Raw genomic sequence first — 16,010 nt, forward strand, 5'->3', positions numbered from 1 at the left:
ACGCCGGTGATGCCGGTGACGGAGCGCCCGGTATTCGATCGGCCGTGAACGTCTCGCCGCCCTTGGGCACCCCGATGCCCCGCCAGCTGAACGGGATGCCCCGGGCCGTGTCCAGGTCCGGGCCGTCCATCAGGTGGAAGTGCAGATGCGGCTCGGTCGAGTTGCCGGAGTTGCCGCAGCGGCCGATGACCTGGCCGGGCCGCACCCGGTCACCCACACGGACCGCGAGGCTGCCTCGCTGGACGTGGGCGTACACGGCATGGACGCCGTCCCCCAGGTCGAGGACGACGTGGTTCCCCACGACGCGGCGGGCGCCCGCCAGTCCGCGCGACTCCCCCTCCACCAGCATCAGATAGGCCACGCCCAGCAGCGAGTTCCGGCTGAGGTGGTCGCGCTGGCCGTCCTCCGCGTGCACCACCGTGGCCTCGGCGACCGCGAGCAGCGGGGCGCCGAAGGCCGGGAAGCGGTGCGGGGCGCGGGCGACGGGCCACAGCGGGGCGAAGCCGGGGCGCTCGGTCCCCTCGGGCTCGGCCACGACGTCGATGGCGTAGGTCTGGCCGTAGACGTGCGTGCCGTGGCTCGGGGTGCGATCGGCCGGGCTGTTCACCGCGGACCAGTGCCCCTCGACCGGCGGCTCCACCTCGACCGGGGCCCGGTCGGCGGCCCTGATGTGCCGGGCCGAGAGCCGGCCCGCGGCGATCGACACCGCCCAGGCGAGCGGGAGCGGCAGGAAGACCTGCCAGAGCGCCAGCGCGGAATCCTCGACGAGGTCGAGGACGACCAGCGCCAGGAACGTGACGATGAGCAGCCGCTGGAGCAGCGGCAGCAGCGTGCGTACGGACATCGTGATTCCCCCAGCTCCGATATCTCGGACCTGACTGGCATGTCAGGCGTTGCGGACGTGTCAGGCGTGCCTGACCTGTCGGATGGATCAGGCGGGCCGAGCCGTGGTCAGCGCCACCAGCAGTGGCACGACGCGTCCCGCCGGAACCTCGTAGCGCCCCCGGCCCGCGGAGCGCAGCCACCCGGCAGCGGTCAACTGCCGCAGGTGGTGGTAGATCTGGCCGCTGGTCCCCACGTCGTCGAGCTCGGCGAGCTCCGTGGCGGAGGCGCGCCCGCCGAGGATCTCCCTCAGCAGCCGCAGGCGCAGCCCATGACCGAGTGCGGCGAACGCATCGGCCGCCTCCGTCCAGTCGGACGCGAGCAGTTCATCGGTGAGTGCCGCGTACTGCCACGCGTACTCCCTGTCGTCGGGCAGTCGCACCGCACCGGTGAACAGCACACCGCCACCGCGCACTTCGGCCAGCTGTTCCTTCAGGCCCTCCAGCGCCCAGAAGGTCCCCTGCGGGGCTTCCGGGACCGCAGGTCCTGCCTCCAACGCATCGAGCCGCCGCTCCAGCTCGGCGACCCGGCGCTCCAGATCCGTCATGCATCGAGATTACGTAATTACGTAGAACTCATCAATCCCTCGTTCGAGGGACCCGAACACGGCCGCGAGCGCGACCCGGGGACACGACGAAGCCCCCGCCCGGACTCCGGGCGGGGGCTTCGGGAAACCGTACGGACTACGCCAGCAGCCCCGGAATCGTCCCCTCGTGCGCCTCGCGCAGCTCGGCCAGGGAGAGCGCGAACTCGCCCTGGACGTCCACCGCGTCGCCGTCGACGACACCGATGCGGGTCACGGGGAGGCCCCGGGCGCCGCACATGTCGTTGAAGCGGAGCTCCTCGCTGCGCGGCACCGCCACGACAGCGCGGCCCGCCGACTCGGAGAACAGGAAGGTGAACGCGTCGAGGCCGTCCGGGACGACCAGGCGCGCGCCCTTGCCGCCGAGCAGTGCCGACTCGACCACGGCCTGGATCAGACCGCCGTCGGACAGGTCGTGCGCGGCGTCGATCATGCCGTCGCGGGAAGCCGAGATCAGGATCTCGCCGAGCAGCCGCTCGCGCTCCAGGTCGACCTGCGGGGGCAGCCCGCCGAGGTGGTCGTGGACGACCTGCGACCAGGCCGAACCGCCGAACTCCTCCTTGGTGTCACCGAGCAGGTAGAGGAGCTGGCCCTCTTCCTGGAAGGCGACCGGGGTGCGCCGGGCGACGTCGTCGATGACGCCCAGGACCGCGACGACCGGCGTCGGGTGGATCGCCGCCTCGCCCGTCTGGTTGTACAGCGAGACGTTGCCGCCGGTCACCGGGGTGCCCAGCTGGAGGCAGCCGTCGGCGAGACCGCGGATGGCCTCGGCGAACTGCCACATGACGGCCGGGTCCTCGGGCGAACCGAAGTTCAGGCAGTCGGAGACGGCGAGCGGCTTGGCACCGGTGGTGGCGACGTTGCGGTACGCCTCCGCGAGGGCGAGCTGCGCGCCCGTGTACGGGTCGAGCTTCGCGAACCGGCCGTTGCCGTCGGTCGCGATGGCGACGCCGAGCCCGGTCTCCTCGTCGATGCGGATCATGCCCGAGTCCTCGGGCTGCGCGAGCACCGTGTTGCCCTGCACGAAGTGGTCGTACTGCGAGGTGATCCACTTCTTCGACGCCTGGTTCGGCGAGGAGACCAGCGCGAGGACCTGGGCCTTCAGCTCGTCGCTCGACGAAGGCCGCGGCAGCTTGTTCGCGTCGTCGGCCTGCAGCGCGTCCTGCCACTCGGGCCGGGCGTACGGGCGCTCGTAGACGGGACCGTCGTGCGCGACCGTGCGCGGGTCGACGTCGACGATCTTCTCGCCGTGCCAGAAGATCTCCAGGCGGTCGCCGTCGGTCACCTCACCGATGACGGTGGCGATGACGTCCCACTTCTCGCAGATCTCCAGGAAGCGGTCGACCTTCGAGGGCTCGACCACGGCGCACATGCGCTCCTGCGACTCGCTCATGAGGATCTCCTCAGGAGAGAGCGTGGAGTCGCGCAGCGGCACGTCGTCCAGCTCGACGCGCATGCCGCCCGAGCCGTTCGACGCCAGCTCGGAGGTGGCGCAGGAGATGCCGGCCGCGCCGAGGTCCTGGATGCCGACGACGAGCTTCTCGGCGAAGGCCTCCAGGGTGCACTCGATGAGGAGCTTCTCCTGGAAGGGGTCACCGACCTGGACGGCCGGACGCTTCGACGGCTTGGCGTCGTCGAAGGTCTCGGAGGCCAGGATGGAGGCGCCGCCGATGCCGTCGCCGCCCGTGCGGGCGCCGTACATGATGACCTTGTTGCCCGCGCCGGACGCCTTGGCGAGGTGGATGTCCTCGTGCCGCATGACGCCGATGGCACCGGCGTTGACCAGCGGGTTGCCCTGGTAGCAGGCGTCGAAGACGAGCTCGCCGCCGATGTTCGGCAGACCCAGGCAGTTGCCGTAGCCGCCGATGCCGGCCACGACGCCGGGCAGCACGCGCCGGGTGTCGGGGTGGTCGGCGGCGCCCATGCGCAGCGGGTCCACGACCGCGATCGGGCGGGCACCCATGGCGATGATGTCGCGCACGATGCCGCCCACGCCGGTGGCCGCGCCCTGGTAGGGCTCTACGTAGGAGGGGTGGTTGTGCGACTCCACCTTGAAGGTGACGGCATAACCCTGGCCCACGTCCACGACACCGGCGTTCTCACCGATGCCGACGAGCATGGCGTCGGACTGCGGGGCCTTCTCGCCGAACTGGCGCAGGTGCACCTTGGACGACTTGTAGGAGCAGTGCTCGGACCACATGACCGAGTACATGGCGAGCTCGGCGCCGGTCGGGCGGCGGCCGAGGATCTCCACGACCCGCTCGTACTCGTCCTTCTTCAGGCCGAGTTCGGCCCAGGGGAGCTCGACGTCGGGGGTCTTGCTCGCGTTCTCTACGGTGTCGAGGCTCATGAGGCGGCGACCAGCTTCTTGAGGATCGAGGTGAAGAAGGGGAGGCCGTCGGTGCGGCCGGTCCCGATGAGGGACTCGACGGCGTGCTCCGGGTGGGGCATCAGACCGACGACGTTGCCCGCCGCGTTCGTGATGCCCGCGATGTCACGGAGCGAGCCGTTCGGGTTGAAGTCCACGTAGCGGAAGACGACGCGGCCCTCCGCCTCCAGCTGGTCGAGCGTGTACGAGTCGGCGACGTACCGCCCGTCCATGTTCTTCAGCGGGATGTGGATCTCCTGGCCGGCCTCGTAGTCGAGGGTCCAGGCCGTCTCCGTGTTCTCCACCCGCAGCTTCTGGTCGCGGCAGATGAAGTGCAGGTGGTCGTTGCCGAGCATCGCGCCGGGGAGCAGGTGGGCCTCGGTGAGGACCTGGAACCCGTTGCAGATGCCCAGGACCGGCAGACCGGCCTTCGCCTGGTCGATGAGCGTCTCCATGACCGGCGAGAAGCGCGAAATGGCGCCCGCGCGCAGGTAATCGCCGTAGGAGAAACCGCCGGGCAGGACGACCGCGTCGACCTGCTTCAGGTCCTTGTCCTTGTGCCAGAGGGCGACCGGCTCGGCACCGGCCAGCCGGATCGCGCGCTGGGTGTCCCGGTCGTCGAGGGAACCCGGAAAGGTGACGACGCCAATACGAGCGGTCACTTTTCGGCCCCCACCGCAGGCTCTACCGCTTCTTCCACCTTGACGGTGAAGTTCTCGATCACGGTGTTGGCGAGGAAGGTTTCGGCGAGCTCGTGGATACGCGCGAGCGCGGCGTCATCCACCGGCCCGTCCACTTCGAGCTCGAAACGCTTTCCCTGGCGGACGTCGGAGATGCCGTCGAAACCGAGGCGCGGCAGCGCACGCTGCACCGCCTGGCCCTGGGGGTCGAGGATCTCCGGCTTGAGCATGACGTCGACTACGACGCGTGCCACTGGCACTCCCGGTGTGTGGTGCTGAGCAGGTCCGTTCAGCGTACCTGCCCAAATCTTCTACTCGCGTAGACGGTAGGAAGCTACGAGAGCGGGATCACGTTCCGGCAACGACATGAGATCACCACGGAAAATTAAGGGAAAGACTCCGGATAACCATGACGGCGGACACGCGGAGGGTTTTAGCTGGTCTTCCCAGTGCATTGCCGGGCAGGGTAAAAAGGAAATGGCAGATACAGGCAGTCCGCCTGAACTCGAGCTGTGGCATTGCCCGAGCTTTGCCTGACAACAGCTGGACAGTCGACATCACCGCACGTCAAAGCGGGGTGCCGGACGAAGGGACCGATATTCGTGGCGCAGCGTGTCGTGGTCACTCTCTTTGACGACATCGACGGCGGAGAAGCGGCGGAAACGGTCGTCTTCGGTCTCGACGGCAAGTCGTACGAGATCGACCTGAATCAAGCCAATGCGAAGAAACTCCGCAAGGCCCTGGCCCCGTACCTGGAGGCCGGACGCAAGCAGTCCAGCAGGACCGGCAAGGCGTACAAGCTCACGGACCTGAGCCCGGACCCGGCCGCCGTGCGCGCCTGGGCCCGCTCGAACCACTTCGACGTGCCGCCGCGCGGACGCATCCCGAAGCGGGTCTACGAGGCGTTCGCCGAGGCCAACTGAGCCGGCGGCACCCGCCGTCAGGAGCCCCTCGGAACAACCGACTTGCGTTGCACCCCCGCCGGTCGGCTAGAGTCTGGAGCACGCCGAGGGGCGAGGCCGACAGGCCGAACCTCACGGAGTGACATGCGGGTGTAGTTCAGTAGTAGAACATCCCCCTTCCAGGGGGAAGGCGCAGTGTGCAATTCCTGTCACCCGCTCCGCATCGCGTACCGATCACCCATCTGGGTGCGGTAGGCTGGTGCTCGCGCCGATCGGTGAAAGCCGGTCGGAGGCAGTGCGAACGTAGCTCAGTTGGTAGAGCGCAACCTTGCCAAGGTTGAGGTCGCGAGTTCGAACCTCGTCGTTCGCTCCAGTTCGGGAAGCCCCGGATCCTTCAGGATCCGGGGCTTTTCGCATGTCCCGTTCGCCGCCCGCCCGTGGCCTTCTGACATTTGTCATGTGCGCCGATGACAGCGCGCACTGCCGACCGCCCCCGACCGGCGGAAGGCTGGACACATGACCAGCAACGAGCGCGTGATCGATGTCACTGATCTGCGCCGCGTGTACGGGGACGGCACACGGGGTTCTTTCGAGGCGGTGCGCGGAGTGAGTTTCTCCGTGGGCCGCGGCGAGCTCTTCGCCCTGCTCGGCACGAACGGCGCGGGAAAGACCTCCACCGTCGAACTCCTCGAAGGACTCGCGGCGCCCGCCGGTGGCCGGGTCCGGGTGTTCGGGCACGACCCGTACACCGAGCGGGACCAGGTCAGGCCGCGGATCGGCGTGATGCTCCAGGAGGGCGGCTTCCCGTCCGAACTGGCCGTCGCCGAGACCGCGCGGATGTGGGCCGGCTGCACCAGCGGGGCGCGGCCGGTCGGCGAGGCCCTGGAGATGGTGGGCCTCGGCCATCGCGCCAAGGTCCGGGTGAAGCAGCTGTCCGGCGGCGAGAAGCGGCGGCTCGACCTGGCCCTGGCGCTCCTCGGCCGGCCCGAGGTGCTCTTCCTCGACGAGCCCACCACCGGGCTCGACGCCCAAGGGCGCCAGGAGACCTGGGAGTTGGTGCGCCGACTGCGCGCCGACGGCACCACCGTGCTGCTGACCACGCACTACCTGGAGGAGGCCGAGTCGCTCGCCGACCGGCTCGCGATCCTGCACGAGGGGCGGATCGCCGCCGAGGGGCGCGTCGACGAGGTCGTCGCCGCGCAGCCCTCGCACATCTCCTTCGAGCTGCCCGACGGCTACTTCGTGGGCGACCTGCCGCCGCTGGACCGGCTCGGGGTGAGCGGGCACGAGGTCACGGGGCGCACGGTCCGGCTGCGCACGGACGAACTCCAGCGGGCCGCGACCGGACTCCTCGTGTGGGCGCGGGACACCGGCGTGGAGCTGCGCCGGCTCGACGTGCGGGGCGCCTCGCTGGAGGAGGCGTTCCTGCGGATCGCGCGGGACGCCCAGGGCACGGCCGACGAGCGGGAGAAGGCGATGGCGGTATGAGTACGGCGACGACGACCATCCGGTCGACCACCACCTCCGCGGGACGGCTGCGGGCGCTCGGACGGGCCGAACTGACCCTGATCGGGCGGAGCAAGGGCGTCCTGTTCACGGCGCTGTTCGTGCCGCTCGTGCTGCCCTTCAGCATCCGCGCGTCGACGGAACAGGTCGACCTGGACGGCACCGGACTGAGCATCGGCTCCATGGTGCTGGCCTCGTCGATCGGCTTCTCCCTGCTGTTCGCCGTGTACAGCGCCCTGGTCAGCGTCTACGCGTCGCGGCGCGAGGAGCTCGTCCTCAAGCGGCTGCGCACCGGGGAGCTGCGGGACGGCGAGATCCTCGCCGGGGCCGCGCTGCCCTCCGTCGCGCTGGGACTGCTGCAGTGCGTCGTCCTGGCCGTCGCGTGCGCGGTCGCCCTGGACGCGGGCGCCCCTGACGCGCCGCAACTCGTCGTCCTGGGCGTCCTGCTGGGGACGGTCCTGTGCGTGGCGCTCGCCGCGCTCACCACCGTCTGGAGCCGCAGCGTGGAGAGCGCGCAGGTCGCGGCGATGCCGCTGCTGCTCGTCACGATGCTCGGCTCCGGCGCCTTCGTGCCGCTGGAGGTCATGCCGGACCGGCTGGCCGCCGTGTGCGAACTGCTGCCGCTGTCGCCGACGATCACCCTGGTGCGCGGCGGCTGGGCCGGGACGCTGTCCCTGGGCGACGCCACGCAGGCGCTGGTCACCGCGGTGGCCTGGATCGTCGTCGCGGTGTTTGCTGTACGACGGTGGTTCCGCTGGGAACCGCGGCACTGAGACGGGGGCCGGTTGTGGCGCGGAAGCGGTGGCGGGACCGCAGCAAGATCGAGCGGGTCGAGTGGCAGAACCGGGTGATGCTGCGCACCATCTGCTGGTTCTTCCTGGTGTCGTGGAGCATCTGGCCGCTGCTCGGCAACATCCGGCACAGCGGCGTCGCGTACGGCCTCAGCGCCGCGCTCATGGTGGTGCAGGTCCTGCAGTGCGTGGTCGCCGACCGGCACATCTCGTCCGGGCTCGACCAGTACCTGGGACGCGGGCCCGTGCCGCGCGCCCAGCAGGCCGCGGCCCTCGGGCTCACCGCGGCGGCCCTCGCGCTGATCGCGGCGCTGATCGGCACCCAGGGCGTCGAGCACGGCCTGATCGCGCTGCCGCTGCTGTTCACACCGATGCCGTTCGGACTCTCGTACGCGCTGACGGTGCAGAGCCCGCGGCGGTTCCTGCTGCAGTGGGGCGCCGGGACGCTGGTCGTCCTCGGGGTGTTCGCGCTCGTCGGCTGCGACCTCGTCCGCCTCGGGGTGTCCGCGGGCATCCTGGCGCTCACCGGGCCGCTGTGCCTGCTCTGCTCCCGCTGCGGCGCCTGGAACCTGGCCGTGATGTGGGAGTCCGAGCACTCCCGCGAGGTCGAGGCACGGCTCGCCGTCGCCGAGGAGCGGCTGCGGTTCGGGCGCGACCTGCACGACGTCATGGGCCGCAACCTGGCCGTGGTGGCGCTGAAGAGCGAACTCGCGACGCAGCTCGCGCGGCGCGGAAGGACCGACGACGCCGTGGCGCAGATGATCGAGGTGCAGCGGATCGCGCAGGAGTCGCAGAAGGAGGTGCGCGCCGTCGTACGGGGCTATCGCGAAGCCGACCTCGGAGTCGAACTCGCGGGTGCGCAGGGCGTGTTGAGCGCGGCCGGGATCGAGTGCACGGTGACCGGGTCACCGGCCGGGCTCTCCGGCGAGGTGCAGTCGGCGCTCGGCTGGGTGGTGCGGGAGGCCACGACGAACGTGCTGCGGCACGGGGACGCGCGGCAGTGTGCGGTGAGACTGGAGACCGGGTCGGAGGGCGTGGTGCTGACGGTGGAGAACGACGGGGTCGCGGCGGACGCCGGGGCCGGCGGCGGGTCGGGGCTCGCGGGGCTGCGGGAGCGGCTGCGCGAGGTGGGCGGGGAGCTGGAGGCCGGCGTGGTGCGGACCGGGGTGTTCCGGGTCGTGGCCAGCGCGCCGGTGCGGGAGCGGGAGTCCGCCCGATGACGCTGCGCGTGCTGCTCGCCGACGACGAGCACCTGATCCGGGGCGCGCTCGCCGCGCTGCTCGCCCTGGAGGACGACCTGGTCGTCGTCGCGGAGGCGGCCAGCGGGCCCGAGGCGCTGGCCATGGCGCGCGCCCACCGGCCCGATGTCGCCGTGCTCGACCTGCAGATGCCGGGCGCCGACGGTGTGAGTGTGGCCACAACCCTGCGCGGCGAACTGCCCGACTGCCGGACCATGATCGTCACCAGCCACGGGCGTCCAGGACATCTGAAGAGGGCGCTGGCCGCGGGCGTGCGCGGCTTCGTCCCGAAGACGGTGAGCGCCCAGCGGCTCGCCGAGATCATCCGGACCGTGCACGCCGGAAACCGCTATGTGGACCCGGAGTTGGCGGCCGACGCGATCTCCGCCGGCGACTCGCCGCTGACCGAGCGCGAGGCCGAGGTGCTGGAGCTCGCCGCCGACGGGGCGCCCGTCGCGGAGATCGCCGAGCGGGCCGCGCTGTCGCAGGGGACCGTACGGAACTACCTCTCGTCGGCGGTCTCCAAGCTCGGCGCCGAGAACCGGCACGCGGCGGTGCGTCTCGCGCGTGAGCGAGGTTGGGTATAGTTGGCGTCGCGCTTCGGCCCACGGGTCGGGGAGCACAGCCTGCGAACGTAGCTCAGTTGGTAGAGCGCAACCTTGCCAAGGTTGAGGTCGCGAGTTCGAACCTCGTCGTTCGCTCCAGAGAAGAAGGCCCCCGGTCCACGGACCGGGGGCCTTCTTCGTGTGTTCGTGTGTCCTAGGCGTCCCAGCCCGTGCCGGTCAGCAGCTCGTACGCCTCGATGTACTTGGCGCGGGTCGCCGCGACGACCTCGTCCGGCAGGGCCGGCGGCGGCTGCTCGCTCGTGCGGTCCCAGCCGGAGGAGCCGGTCAGCCAGTCGCGCACGAACTGCTTGTCGTACGACGGCTGGGCGCGGCCCGGCTGCCACTGGTCGGCCGGCCAGAAGCGCGAGGAGTCCGGGGTCAGCACCTCGTCGGCGAGGATCAGCGTCCCGTCCTTGTCGAAGCCGAACTCGAACTTGGTGTCCGCCAGGATGATGCCGCGCTCCCGTGCGATGTCCCGGGCCCGGCTGTAGACGGCGAGGGTGGCCTGGCGCAGCTGGGCGGCGGTGTCGGCGCCGACCTGGCGGGCCACCTCCTCGTAGCTCACGTTCTCGTCGTGCTCGCCGACCTCGGCCTTCGTGGCGGGCGTGAAGATCGGGGCGGGGAGCTCGGAGCCGTCCTCCAGGCCCTCGGGGAGGGCGAGGCCGCAGACCGTACGCGACGCGTTGTACTCCAGGAGACCGGAGCCGGTGAGGTAGCCGCGGGCCACGGCCTCGACCGGGACCATGTCCAGGCTCTTGCAGATGAGCGTGCGGCCCGCCCAGTCGGCGGGGGCGCCGGCCGGCAGGTCCTCGGAGATGACGTGGTTCGGGATCAGGTCCTGCAGCTGCTCGAACCACCACAGGGAGAGCTGGGTGAGGACCCTGCCCTTGTCCGGGATGAGGCTGGGCAGCACCCAGTCGTAGGCGGACATGCGGTCGGTGGCGACCATGACCAGGTCACCCGCCTCGTCCCGGTACAGGTCCCGCACCTTGCCGGTGTGGAGATGCACCAGGCCCGGCACCTGTACTGGCTCGGGCTTTTCGACGAATCCGGACACGGTTCCTCCCCGTGGTTCTGTACGAGTACCTCTGATTCTCCCGTACATGGGGATGGGTTTTGGCCATGGGTCCGGGCCGGGGCTGTGCTCTCAGTCTCGTTTGCAGATGCGGTCGAGGAGATTCGCCGTCGCCCGCTGGATACGGGGGTCGACGTGCCCGGGCCGGTCCAGGGCCGGGGACCAGGCGAACGTCCCGGACGCGAAGACCAGCGCCCCGGACGGTGCCCGGTACAGCGACGTCTCCTGGTGGCGGCGGACGTTCTCGCCGTCGCGGTACGGGGAGTGCGCCAGCAGGATGCGGTCCTGGTGGTCGGGGAGCGCGGTGCGCGGGAAGTAGCGGTCGGCCTCGCCGGCGACCATGCCGTCGATCTCGTCGCCCTCGTGCGCGCCGGTCGCCTCCCACAGCCAGTGCTCCGCGTTCCGCACGACCAAGGGGTGCGGCTCGGGGACCCGGCCCGCGTACTGGATGCCCATGAGCTGCTGCTCCGGCCGGTCGATCTCCCGCCACAGCGTCGCCTTGCCGGGGCCTCTGCGCTTGCGGCAGGTCAGCAGTCGGTCCGCGACCCCGGACGGGGACGGACCCAACTCCACCTGCCAGTACATGGTGTTGGCGGAGAGGAAGACGAGCGAGGTGCCGCTCTCCCTGGCCAGCTCGGTCGTCCGGCGCATGTTCGCCGACCAGTACTCGTCGTGGCCGGGGAAGACCAGACCGCGGTAGCGGGTCGGATCGATGCGGCCCGCGTGCAGGTCGCGGGTGTCGGCGTACGCGAGGTCGTAGCCGTACCGCTCCGCCCAGCGGATGAAGTCGTAGGCGTGGCCGACGTGCAGGGGCAGGCCCGCGCCCGCGTACGGGCGGTCGAAGGAGACCGTGACCGCGGCCTCGCTCTCGCCGAGCAGCCGGCCTTCCTCGTCCCACGCGTGGTAGAGGCTGGCGCCGGTGCGGCCGTCCTCCGGGTACAGGTTGTACGCCTGCCACGTGATGTCCGGCAGGAGGAGGAGCAGGTCGGCGGGCTGGGTGTCGCGGACGGTGAACGGGACGTGCGAGCGGTATCCGTCGACGGTGGTCAGGACCGCCACGTACGCCCCGACGTTCCAGTACGACGGGATCTGGAGCCGCCATGACAACCACCAGTGGTGGCAGGAGACCGTGCGGTCCGCGGTCAGCGGCGGGGGCTGGACGATGCCGGACAGGCGAGGGCTTGTGATGATCTTGCTGGCGCCGTCGCCGCCGTAGTGGCCGATGCGGTAGACGTCCACGGTGAACTGCTGGGGCGGGTCGACCGTGATGTGGAAGTCGATGGACTCGCCTGGGGCGGCCGCGCCGGTCGAGGTGAAGCCCTTGATCTGGCGGTGCACGTCGTCGGCGGTGCGGGGGCCGCTGGTGCGGGGGGTGGGGATCCGCGCGTTGCTCGTCGCGCCCGGCTGCGGGGCGTGGTCCACGTACCAGGGGACGACCTGGCCGGTGTCGTCGAAGTAGTGCTCGCTGCCGCGCAGCCAGGGCAACGGGCCCTGTCCGAACGGGTCGTCGACCGCGTGTGCCATCGCGCCGGACTCCCAGCGGGGGGTGCGCGCGCGGGGCGGTGGCGCGGCGTCCTGCCGCGGTGTCCGCTCTTCCGGGTGCCCCGCCCTGTCCGGCCCCATGGCTGCTCCCCTCCCTCGCTCCCCCGAGCCCTCGTGCGCGGCTGTTGTGTCCGCGACCGGTCCCAGCACATCACATTACGCACGCACCCCGTCACCGTTCGTCGCGAATTGACGTGAACGGAACTTGCGGATCCGGATGGCTCGGGGTCGGCGTAGGGTCGCCGGAGCCCCGTCACACGAGGCGTACGGGCTTCTCCGGGCGGATGCCGAGGCGGGCCAGCCAGCCCTTGAGCGGCTCCGGGTCGCCGTCCTCCACCAGGCTCAGGACGCGGGGCGCGAGGTCCGAGGCCCGCTCGCCGCCGACGAGCAGCGACGGGCCGTCCAGCCAGTCCAGGCCAGGGGCGGCGCCGGCCGTGTCCACCGCGGCGCAGCACACCATCGCGGTGACATGGTCGGCCAGCAACTCCCGCCCGCTGCGCGGCGGTTGCAGCGGGAACAGGGGCAGCGCGCCCTCGTCCCACAGCGCTCCGTCCGGGCCCTGGCCCGCGACGAACACGGGGGGTGCGGGCCGCTCGCTCTCCTCCCGGGCCAGCTCGGCGCTGAGCCCGGCGGAGAGGGTGTCCACCTCGGGGCGGGGGGTGGGGGCGCCGAGGTCGTCGTCGAGTTCTTCGGCGAGGGTGCCGTGGAGTTCGTCGGCGAGGGTGCCGTCGACGCCGTCGTCGAAGGTGCCGTCGTCGGTAAGGGGGCCGTCGCCGTCGGGAGCACCGTCCGCGGTGGCGTCGTGGGGCAGGTCCGGGGCGGCGGCCGCGGTGTCCGTGCCGGGCTCGGCGGATTCGGTGGGCTCGGTGGGCTCGGTGGGCTCAGTGGGTGCCGCGAGGTGGTCGAGGACCCGGGCGAGGGTGGGGCCGCCGGGGGACGTGGCCGAGCCGCCCGTGCTGTGCACGCCCTGGGCGTCGAGCACCCGGTGCAGCCGCGCCGCGTCCATCCGCCACTTGCGGTCCACGACCTCGTCCGGATACTCCTGCCAGTCCACCGGCGCCCAGTCGGGGCCCGATTCGGCGGGGCCGCCGTGGAAGAGGCGGGCGGCGAGCAGGGAGGCCGCCTCGTCGACCGTGCCGGGCTCTTCGAGCAGGTCACAGGCGGGGCGCTCGCCCAGTCGTGACGCGAAGGCGCCGTTCTGCGCGGCGAGGCGGTCGCGGCGGGACAGCTCGGTCAGCGCCGCGACCACGCCCGCGTCGAGCCGGGACGGCCAGCGGCCCATCCGCCAGGCGGGCAGTGCCACCCTGGTCAGCAGCCGGTCCCAGCCCGCGTAGGCGAGGCCGACCTGCTCCTGCGCGACGATCCTGAGGCCGTAGTCCACAGCCTGTGCACGCTCGGCGGCCGCCGCGGCGACCCCGCGCTCCATCTCGGCGGCATGCACCCGGCAGCCGCTCAGCATCATCCGGGCGACCCGGCCGACGCCGCCCAGGACGGTGCGGGTCAGCGGTCCGCGCCCGGGGGCGGCGGCGACCGCGACGGCCGCGTCCAGACCGCGGACGAAGCGCCGGGCCGCGGCTATGTCGGGGTGCGCCGAAGGGCCCGTACCGGCGACGACCGGGGCGAGGACGGCGCGCAGCTCGCCCACCCGCATCCACCACAGGAACGGGGAGCCGATGACCAGGACGGGGGCGACCGGGGCGGCGGACTTCCCGGCCCCGCCTTCCACGCCCTCCACACCCTGCCCGCTGTCCTCGGCAGTGGTCCGCGGCGGGCCGTGCGCCGGGTGCGTGCGGTCCTCCAGCCAGCTGTCGCAGTCCGGGGTGAGGGCTATCGCCGACGGCGTCGGCACGTCGAGCCGGTCCGCCAGGTCGCGGACCAGGCGGTACAGATCGGGGGCCGTCTCCTCGGCGATCGCGACGGTCGGGCTGACGGCCGGGCGGGCCCGCGCGACGACGAGCCCGACCACCACGGCGGCGATCAGCACGACCACCGCGACCCCGCTCACGACCATGCGCGCGACGTCCCATCCGCCACCCGTGAGGTGGCCGGTGGCGCCGCCCGCGAGCAGCACCACGGACACGGCCGCGGGCAGTAGTGCCAGCGCCGTCGCCCTGCCGCGGATGCGCAGCACGGCGAGGGCTCGGGAACGCGCTGTCTGCGCACCCGCCTCCGCACCCAAACCGGACACGATCGATGTCACCCCCTGCTGCCTGTGCCTCTTGCCCGGCCGGGGGCGGAAGCCCACGACAGGACACTGGTGGCGTTGCTCACTCCCCCACTGTGGCACCCGTCACTGACATCGCAATGCCGGTGGTCCGTCTGGTTCTGTCTCTGTACGAGACGGCGCCCGACGGGCGGAGGTTCAGCTTCATGGGTGCCCGAACTCCGTGCGCCGCACCCTAGTTGGGCTCCGGTGCATCGTCAGCCGGATGGGTCAGCGGTCACTCGATGGAATGGCTTTGGGCAAAGGTGGCTGACATGGAAGCGCCGGGCGGGAGAGGGTGACTCCCGCCCGGCGCCGTGTCTCGATCGGCTGTCGGCCAGCTCTCGGTCAGCGCTCGGTCAGCTCTCGGAGGCCGCCTTCGCGGCGATGTCCGTCCGGTGCTGGGAGCCGTCCAGGCGGACGCGCGCCACTGCGGCGTACGCGCGCTCGCGGGCCTGCGTGAGATCGGTGCCGGTCGCCGTCACGGACAGCACGCGGCCGCCCGCGCTGAGGACCGGACCGTCGCCGTCCCGCTTCGTCCCGGCGTGCAGGACGTACGCGGACGGGGCATCCTGTGCGGCCACCTCGTCGAGCCCGGTGATCGGGTCGCCGGTGCGCGGGGTGCCCGGGTAGTTGTGCGAGGCGATGACGACGGTCACGGCCGCGTCGTCGCTCCAGCGCAGCGGTTCGAGGTCGGCCAGCGTGCCGTTCGCCGAGGCCAGCAGGACACCGGCGAGCGGGGTCTGCAGACGGGCGAGGACGACCTGGGTCTCGGGGTCGCCGAAGCGGGCGTTGAACTCGATGACGCGGACGCCGCGGCTGGTGATCGCGAGCCCGGCGTAGAGCAGCCCGGAGAACGGGGTGCCGCGCTTCTTCATCTCGTCGACCGTGGGCTGCAGCACCGTGTCCAGGACCTCCTGGACCAGCTTCGGGTCGGCCCACGGCAGCGGCGAATAGGCGCCCATGCCGCCGGTGTTGGGGCCCTCGTCGCCGTCGAGCGCGCGCTTGAAGTCCTGGGCGGGCTGCAGCGGGACGACCGTCTCGCCGTCGGTGATCGCGAAGAGCGAGACCTCCGGGCCGTCGAGGAACTCCTCGATGACGACGCGGTCGCAGGCGTACCCGTGGGCGCGCGCCTGCTCGACGTCGTCGGTCACGACGACGCCCTTGCCCGCGGCGAGACCGTCGTCCTTGACGACGTACGGGGCGCCGAACGCGTCGAGCGCCTCGTCGATCTCGGCAGGGGTCGTGCAGACGTAGGAGCGTGCCGTGGGGACGCCCGCGCCGGCCATGACGTCCTTGGCGAACGCCTTGGAGCCCTCCAGCTGGGCGGCCGCGCCGGACGGGCCGAAGACCGGGATGCCGGCGGCACGGACGGCGTCGGAGACACCGGCGACCAGGGGGGCCTCCGGGCCCACCACGACGAGGTCGGCCTCCAGCTTCCGGGCCAGGGCCGCCACCGCGGCACCGTCGAGGGCGTCGACGGCGTGCAGCTCGGCGACCTCGGCGATGCCTGCGTTGCCGGGGGCACAGTGCAGGGCGGAGACGTCGGGGTCGAGGGACATTGAGCGGCACAGGGCGTGTTCGCGGGCGCCGCTGCCGATGACGAGGACCTTCACGGGCGTCAGCCTATCCGCC

General features: G+C 71.7%; 14 protein-coding genes and 3 tRNA genes. 8 read left to right on the top strand and 9 right to left on the bottom strand.

Annotated elements, in window-relative coordinates:
• The 5 genes from M4J07_RS40005 to purS form a co-directional block, all read right to left on the bottom strand.
• Positions 1-844 (bottom strand): M23 family metallopeptidase (locus M4J07_RS40005; protein ID WP_255980682.1); only part of this gene is annotated, 844 nt, incomplete at its 3' end.
• 87 nt (positions 845-931) lie between these two features.
• Entirely contained in the window at positions 932-1,429 is a 498-nt protein-coding gene (locus tag M4J07_RS40010) for a helix-turn-helix domain-containing protein (protein WP_255980684.1), read from the bottom strand.
• Positions 1,430-1,565: 136 nt separating this feature from the next.
• Complete coding sequence (gene purL / locus M4J07_RS40015; protein WP_255980686.1) at positions 1,566-3,815, bottom strand: phosphoribosylformylglycinamidine synthase subunit PurL; 2,250 nt, start codon at positions 3,813-3,815, stop codon at positions 1,566-1,568.
• The gene (gene purQ / locus M4J07_RS40020; protein ID WP_255980688.1) at positions 3,812-4,495 is read right to left on the bottom strand and encodes a phosphoribosylformylglycinamidine synthase subunit PurQ; all 684 of its coding nucleotides are present in this window, start codon (positions 4,493-4,495) and stop codon (positions 3,812-3,814) included. The genes purL and purQ overlap by 4 nt, the downstream gene beginning before the upstream one ends.
• The gene (purS, locus tag M4J07_RS40025; RefSeq protein ID WP_255980690.1) at positions 4,492-4,767 is read right to left on the bottom strand and encodes a phosphoribosylformylglycinamidine synthase subunit PurS; all 276 of its coding nucleotides are present in this window, start codon (positions 4,765-4,767) and stop codon (positions 4,492-4,494) included. Before purS ends, purQ begins: the two co-directional genes overlap by 4 nt.
• A 348-nt stretch (positions 4,768-5,115) precedes the next feature.
• On the opposite strand from purS, the gene M4J07_RS40030 reads away from it, so the two are divergent.
• The 8 genes from M4J07_RS40030 (at position 5,116) to M4J07_RS40065 (ending at position 9,654) form a co-directional block, all read left to right on the top strand.
• On the top strand, positions 5,116-5,436 hold the full coding sequence (locus tag M4J07_RS40030) for a histone-like nucleoid-structuring protein Lsr2 (protein ID WP_255980692.1): 321 nt from the start codon (positions 5,116-5,118) through the stop codon (positions 5,434-5,436).
• 125 nt (positions 5,437-5,561) lie between these two features.
• A tRNA-Gly gene (locus M4J07_RS40035) sits at positions 5,562-5,633 on the top strand.
• A gap of 79 nt (positions 5,634-5,712) precedes the next feature.
• Positions 5,713-5,788, top strand: a tRNA-Gly gene (locus tag M4J07_RS40040).
• A gap of 143 nt (positions 5,789-5,931) precedes the next feature.
• Positions 5,932-6,903: an ABC transporter ATP-binding protein gene (locus M4J07_RS40045; RefSeq protein WP_255980694.1), complete on the top strand. Its 972-nt coding sequence runs from the start codon at positions 5,932-5,934 to the stop codon at positions 6,901-6,903.
• On the top strand, positions 6,900-7,694 hold the full coding sequence (locus tag M4J07_RS40050) for an ABC transporter permease (RefSeq protein WP_255980696.1): 795 nt from the start codon (positions 6,900-6,902) through the stop codon (positions 7,692-7,694). Before M4J07_RS40045 ends, M4J07_RS40050 begins: the two co-directional genes overlap by 4 nt.
• A 14-nt stretch (positions 7,695-7,708) precedes the next feature.
• The gene (locus M4J07_RS48350; RefSeq protein WP_255980698.1) at positions 7,709-8,932 is read left to right on the top strand and encodes a sensor histidine kinase; all 1,224 of its coding nucleotides are present in this window, start codon (positions 7,709-7,711) and stop codon (positions 8,930-8,932) included.
• Positions 8,929-9,537 carry a response regulator transcription factor gene (locus tag M4J07_RS40060; RefSeq protein ID WP_255980700.1) on the top strand — a complete coding sequence of 203 codons (609 nt, stop codon included), beginning with the start codon at positions 8,929-8,931 and terminating at the stop codon, positions 9,535-9,537. Before M4J07_RS48350 ends, M4J07_RS40060 begins: the two co-directional genes overlap by 4 nt.
• A 41-nt stretch (positions 9,538-9,578) precedes the next feature.
• Positions 9,579-9,654, top strand: a tRNA-Gly gene (locus M4J07_RS40065).
• A 55-nt stretch (positions 9,655-9,709) separates the two neighbouring features.
• Here the strand turns inward: M4J07_RS40065 and M4J07_RS40070 are convergent.
• The 4 genes from M4J07_RS40070 to purD all read right to left on the bottom strand — a co-directional run bounded on the left by M4J07_RS40070 (position 9,710) and on the right by purD (position 15,991).
• On the bottom strand, positions 9,710-10,612 hold the full coding sequence (locus tag M4J07_RS40070) for a phosphoribosylaminoimidazolesuccinocarboxamide synthase (RefSeq protein WP_255980702.1): 903 nt from the start codon (positions 10,610-10,612) through the stop codon (positions 9,710-9,712).
• Between the two features lie 90 nt (positions 10,613-10,702).
• On the bottom strand, positions 10,703-12,154 hold the full coding sequence (locus tag M4J07_RS40075) for a N,N-dimethylformamidase beta subunit family domain-containing protein (protein WP_255980706.1): 1,452 nt from the start codon (positions 12,152-12,154) through the stop codon (positions 10,703-10,705).
• 271 nt (positions 12,155-12,425) lie between these two features.
• Positions 12,426-14,360: a hypothetical protein gene (locus M4J07_RS40080; RefSeq protein WP_255980704.1), complete on the bottom strand. Its 1,935-nt coding sequence runs from the start codon at positions 14,358-14,360 to the stop codon at positions 12,426-12,428.
• A 374-nt stretch (positions 14,361-14,734) separates the two neighbouring features.
• Positions 14,735-15,991: a phosphoribosylamine--glycine ligase gene (gene purD / locus M4J07_RS40085; protein WP_255980708.1), complete on the bottom strand. Its 1,257-nt coding sequence runs from the start codon at positions 15,989-15,991 to the stop codon at positions 14,735-14,737.
• Positions 15,992-16,010: the final 19 nt, after the last annotated feature.

The sequence above is a fragment of the Streptomyces longispororuber genome (genome assembly GCF_024448165.1).
GTDB classification, from domain to species: domain Bacteria; phylum Actinomycetota; class Actinomycetes; order Streptomycetales; family Streptomycetaceae; genus Streptomyces; species Streptomyces longispororuber_A.

Bases quoted from the DNA above. Each gene is read 5' to 3' on its own strand.
- M4J07_RS40010 (WP_255980684.1), bottom strand. From the start codon at position 1,429: ATGACGGATCTGGAGCGCCGGGTCGCCGAGCTGGAGCGGCGGCTCGAT.
- purL (WP_255980686.1), bottom strand. From the start codon at position 3,815: ATGAGCCTCGACACCGTAGAGAACGCGAGCAAGACCCCCGACGTCGAG.
- M4J07_RS40045 (WP_255980694.1), top strand. From the start codon at position 5,932: ATGACCAGCAACGAGCGCGTGATCGATGTCACTGATCTGCGCCGCGTG.
- M4J07_RS40050 (WP_255980696.1), top strand. From the start codon at position 6,900: ATGAGTACGGCGACGACGACCATCCGGTCGACCACCACCTCCGCGGGA.
- M4J07_RS40060 (WP_255980700.1), top strand. From the start codon at position 8,929: ATGACGCTGCGCGTGCTGCTCGCCGACGACGAGCACCTGATCCGGGGC.
- M4J07_RS40075 (WP_255980706.1), bottom strand. From the start codon at position 12,154: ATGGCACACGCGGTCGACGACCCGTTCGGACAGGGCCCGTTGCCCTGG.